The sequence below is a fragment of the Frankia sp. CcWB2 genome (assembly GCF_977927585.1).
In genome coordinates, this window is sequence record NZ_CDWRCM010000092.1 from 13,010 (window position 1) to 17,643 (window position 4,634).

At 75.3% G+C, this 4,634-nt stretch carries 4 protein-coding genes; 2 read left to right on the forward strand and 2 right to left on the reverse strand.

The window, feature by feature from the left end; all coding sequences use genetic code 11:
• Positions 1-690, reverse strand: a 690-nt coding sequence (locus ACY45C_RS11610; protein WP_462187624.1) for a glycosyltransferase family 9 protein, incomplete at its 3' end; no start/stop codon positions are given.
• Between the two features lie 107 nt (positions 691-797).
• A complete protein-coding gene (locus tag ACY45C_RS11615; RefSeq protein WP_462187625.1) occupies positions 798-2,201 on the reverse strand; it encodes a glycosyltransferase in 1,404 nt (467 codons plus the stop codon).
• Positions 2,202-2,316: 115 nt separating this feature from the next.
• Here ACY45C_RS11615 and ACY45C_RS11620 point away from each other — a divergent pair, with 115 nt between their 5' ends.
• Positions 2,317-3,396, forward strand: a complete 1,080-nt coding sequence (locus ACY45C_RS11620; RefSeq protein WP_462187626.1) for a glycosyltransferase family 9 protein — start codon at positions 2,317-2,319, stop codon at positions 3,394-3,396.
• Complete coding sequence (locus ACY45C_RS11625; protein WP_462187627.1) at positions 3,393-4,604, forward strand: bifunctional heptose 7-phosphate kinase/heptose 1-phosphate adenyltransferase; 1,212 nt, start codon at positions 3,393-3,395, stop codon at positions 4,602-4,604. The genes ACY45C_RS11620 and ACY45C_RS11625 overlap by 4 nt, the downstream gene beginning before the upstream one ends.
• Positions 4,605-4,634 lie beyond the last annotated feature (30 nt).

The window sequence follows — 4,634 nt, forward strand, 5'->3', positions numbered from 1 at the left end:
CCGTGCCGGCCACCGTTTGACGGCCATTCCGGCGTCGGGTACCAGCAGCACCGGAGCCGGGCGGCCGGGTGTGGTGCTGTCGGGCGTGGTGCCGTCGGGCGTGGTGCTGTCGAGTGCGCCGAGGATGCGTTCACCCTCGGCGACCTCCGCCGCGGTCAGCGCGACCCGCCCATGGGCGTTACCACGGCCACGGCCACGGCCACGGGCGTCGGCGCCGTCCGGATGGCCGGGGCCGGGCCGGATCCAGCCGTCTTCGGTGAGGAGCCGGACGAACCGGGACCCGATCGGTTCGGCGGGGTCCGGCCGCCGCCAGAGGTCCGTCACGACGTGCCTCGGCCGTCCGGTATGCCGCGGTCGCCCGGCCTCGATCGCGGCCGGCACGCCGCTGTGCCGGGTCGTCGTCACGACCAGGTCCGCCCGCGGCCGGCTTACCGCGCGGACGACAGCCTCGCGGACGGCCTGTGCGCGGTGATCGGTCACCTGCACGACCTCGGTGATCCGGTCGTCGTGGGTCAGCAGCTCGCCGGCCGGCGCGAAGGTGAGGACGCGGATCCGGGCATTCGGATGGCTGTTCGCCAGTGCGTGGATCGCTGGCAGGGCGATCAGCAGATCGCCGAACCCGCCGAGCAGCTCGACGAAGAGGATCTCGCGCGGCTCCGCCCGGGCCGGATCCGTCCACTCGCCGGCCACCGACGTTCCTTGGTCTCGGCTTCCTTGCCTTTCCAGAGGGTTTTGTGTCCATTTTATCCCTCTGGATGGGCGGGATCTGGATGGGCGGGGAGGGGGATCGTCGACGGTCATCGGGGACCGATCAGACACCGGTAGAGGCGGGCGTGCGCGGCCCCGACGGACGGCCAGGACCGGTCGGCGACGAGGTCGCGGCCGCCAGCGGACACGGCCGCCCGCAGCGCCGGGTTGCCCAGCAGCCGGCGCAGCCCACGGGCCAGCGCGGCCGGGTCCCGCACGGGTTTGGCCACGATCGCCGTCCGGCCGTCGACGAGGGCCGGATCCGGCGGGTCCGCGACCGTTACCACTGTCGGCAGGCCGTGGGACAGCGCGGCCGCCAGCGCCCCGCTCTTCGTCGTCACCCCGGCGGTGAACGGCAGCACGCAGACGTCCGCCCCGGCCAGGATGTCCGAAACCTCTTCGGCCGGCAGATGTCCGGTGAACGTCACCCGGTCCGCGACGCCGACGGCACGGGCGTGCCCTTCGAGCTCGCGGCGGAAGGCCGCCGCCTCGGCGTCGGGCAGCGCCAGGGAGGTGAACCCGCCGACGACGGCGAGATGCAGGTCGGGATGGTCGGCGTGCAGCTCGGCGACGGCTTCGAGGAGATACCGCACGCCTTTCACCGGGTGGACGAAGCCGAAGAAGACTGCCACCTCGGCGTCGGGGCCGGTGCCGAGCCGGCCGCGTAGCCGGGACCGGGCCGCCTGTCCCGGGCTGACGCCGGGGGATGGGTCGGCGCCGGGGGATGGGCCGGCGTCGGAGGACAGACTGGCGGTGCGGGCGGTGCTTCGTGCCCGGGGGATGTTCGCGGCGACGGGGACCAGTTGCGCCTGGCGGCCGAAGCGGGTGCGTACCGCGGCGGCGTGCTCGGGATTGGTCACCACCAGGGCGCGCGAGTGGGGCACGAGCGTCAGGGTCTCCCGGTCCCACCAGCCGTGCCGTTCCGGCCGTCGCCACAGGGCCGCCGGCAGCCAGGACGGCCATGCCCACCAGCCGTACTCGTGCAGGGTGGTCACCCAGGGGACGCGCCGGCCCGCCAGCGGGGGCGGCAGCCCGACCGCCGGGGAGAACCCGAACGCCGAGGGTGCGAACTGGAGGTGGACGAGGTCGGGCCGCAGGCGCCGCAGCGCCGTCGCGGTGGCGGCGATCCCGGCCGGACCCCACCCACGTTCCAGCGTGACCACCCGGGTGGGGCCGAGGTCGCCCTCGACCCGCCCCGAGGTGATCAGGACGGGATCGATGTCGTGGCGCAGTGTCTCGGCGAGCCGGATGGTGTAGTCGGCGACGCCGTCCTCGGCGGTGACGAGGTTGCCGCAGACGAAGGCGATCCGGGGGATGGCTGTCCGGGGGGATGGCTGCTCGCGGCATGGAGAAGGCCGTACCCGCTCGCCGGAGCGGTCACCGCCTGCCGGGCAGCCCCCTGGGCCCTCGAGGCCGAGGCGATCGGCGTGGTTCTCGCCCGGCGTGGTTCTCACGGAGAGAACGTTCCTCGCGGAGAGTAGCAGTTTTGTTGCCCACCCTCCGGGCACGGGGCGGGGGAGAAGCCGTCCCCGACCGTCTCGACCGTTCCCGACCGTCCCGGAGCCTCCCGTGAACGAAGTCGCGTCCCACCCGGCGGCGGGCCGTGCGGGTCCGCTGGACCTCGCGGCCGCCCGCCACGTCCTGGCGGTCCGTCCGGACAATCTCGGGGACGTCGTGCTGCTGTCCCCGGCGCTGCGGGCCGCGGCGCCCGGGGCCCGCCTCGACGTGCTGACCTCACCCGGCGGGGCGGCCGTGCTGCCCCTGCTTGACTGCGTCGATGACGCGGTCGTGGCATCGGTGTGCTGGCAGGACACCGGCGGCCGACCCGTCGACCCGGCCGAGCAGACCCGGCTGGTCGAGACGCTGGCGCGGCGCCGCTACGACGTCGCGGTCCTGTTCACCTCGTTCTCCCAGTCGCCGTGGCCGGCCGCCTTCGTCTGCGCCCTCGCCGGGATCCCGACCCGGGTTGGCGCCTCGCGGGAGTTCGGCGGGTCGCTGCTCACCCACTGGGTGGACGACCTGCCCGGCGGTATCCACCAGGTCGACCGGGCGCTGCTGCTGCTGCGCCGCTTCGGCATCCCCGCCCCGGCATCCCACCCCCGGCTGGCCGTGCCAGGCGAGGCCGTCGCGAGGGTCCGGCCGCTGACGGAACCCGGCCCTTACGCGGTGCTGCTGCCCGGGGCGAGCTGTTCGGCCCGCCGCTACGACGCCGACCGGTTCGCCCGGGTCGCCGGCCTGCTTGCGGGCGCGGGCCTGCGGGTCCTCGTCGCCGGCACGGGCGCCGAGACCGCCCTGGTCGACCGGGTCGTCGCCGCTGCCGGCCCGGCGGGGCGGGGCCTCGCCGGGGTCCTGGACGTCCCGGCGCTGGCCGCGCTCCTGCGCGGCGCGGCGGTCGTCGTCACCAACAACTCGGGCGGTGCCCATCTCGCCGACGCGGTGCGCACGCCCGTCGTCACCCTGTTCGCCGGCACTGAACGGGAGAGCGAGTACCGGCCATGCGCCGCGCGCGTCGCGGTGCTGCGCCGGGCGACGCCCTGCATGCCCTGCCGCGCCTTCACCTGCCCGTTCGGGCACGAATGCCTGGATCTGCCGCCGGCCGAGGTGACCGCCGCCGCGCTCGCGCTGGTCGGGGAGGGGATGGCCCGATGACCGCCGCCCCCGCGTCTCCGGCCTCGTCTCCGGCCTCGCCGCGTCCCGTGCCGCTCGCCGAGCTGCCGGATCGGTTTGGTGCGCTGCACCTGCTCGTGGTCGGGGACGCGATGCTCGACTCCTGGCTGCGGGGACCGCCGCGGGGGTTGTCCCGGGAGGGCCCCGTACCCGTCGTCTCTGTGACCGGGCGGGAGGAGTCCCCGGGGGGAGCCGGCAACGCCGTCCTCGCCGCGGCCGCCCTCGGTGCGCGCACCCGGCTGGTCGGGATGGTGGGGGACGATCCCGACGGCCGGCGGCTGCGGGACCTGCTCGACGCCGGTGGCGTCGGCACGTCCGCCGTGGTCGTCGAACCCGGGCGGACCACGGTGGCCAAGCGGCGGATCTGTTCCGGCAACCATCTCCACCTGCGCTGCGACACGGGTGACGAGACCCCGCCCCGGCGGGCCACCGCCGCCGCCGTGGCGGCCCGCGTCACCGCCGGGGCCGCGTCGGCCTGTGCCGTGCTGGCCTGTGACTACGGCACGGGGTTGTTTACCCCCGAGCTGATCGGCCGGGTGGCGGCAGCCGTGCGGGCGGCGGGCCGGCGGCTCGTCGTCGACGCCCACGACCTCACCCGATGGGCGGCGGTGCGCCCCGACCTGGTCAAGCCCAATGCGGATGAGGTCGTCGCGCTGCTGCCCGAGGCCGTCCGAGGCTCCTTCGCGCACGACCGGGTCGGGACCGTGCGGCACCACGCGGCACAGATCCTCGCCGCCAGCGGGGCGCGGGCCGCGGCCGTCACCCTCGACCGCGACGGCGTCGTCGTCCTTACTCCCGATGAGCCGCCGTGGCATCTGCCGGCCACCGCCGACGCGCCCGACGAGCGCACCTCGGGGGCCGGTGACACGTTCGTCGCCGCCATAGTCCTCGCCCGGGCGGCGGGCGTCGGGCTGCGTGACGCCGTCCGGCTCGCCTCGATCGCCGCGTCCGTGGCCGTCTCGACCGCCGGCACCGGCATCTGCCCGGCGGCGGACCTGCGCGCCCGGCTGCACCACCTCGGCACGGGCGCCGTCCTGGACGCCGCGCGTCTCGCGGACGTCGTCGCGGCACACCGGGCGCAGGGTCGGCGGATCGTCTTCACGAACGGATGCTTCGACGTCCTCCACGCCGGCCATGTGGCCTACCTAGACTTGTCTTCCGCACGTGCGTGCGATGAGCTAGCTGCTTGATCTCTTGTTCGGATCACGTCGGGGTGACCG

Coding starts and splice junctions, on each gene's coding strand:
- ACY45C_RS11625 (WP_462187627.1), top strand. CDS start 3,393: ATGACCGCCGCCCCCGCGTCTCCGGCCTCGTCTCCGGCCTCGCCGCGT.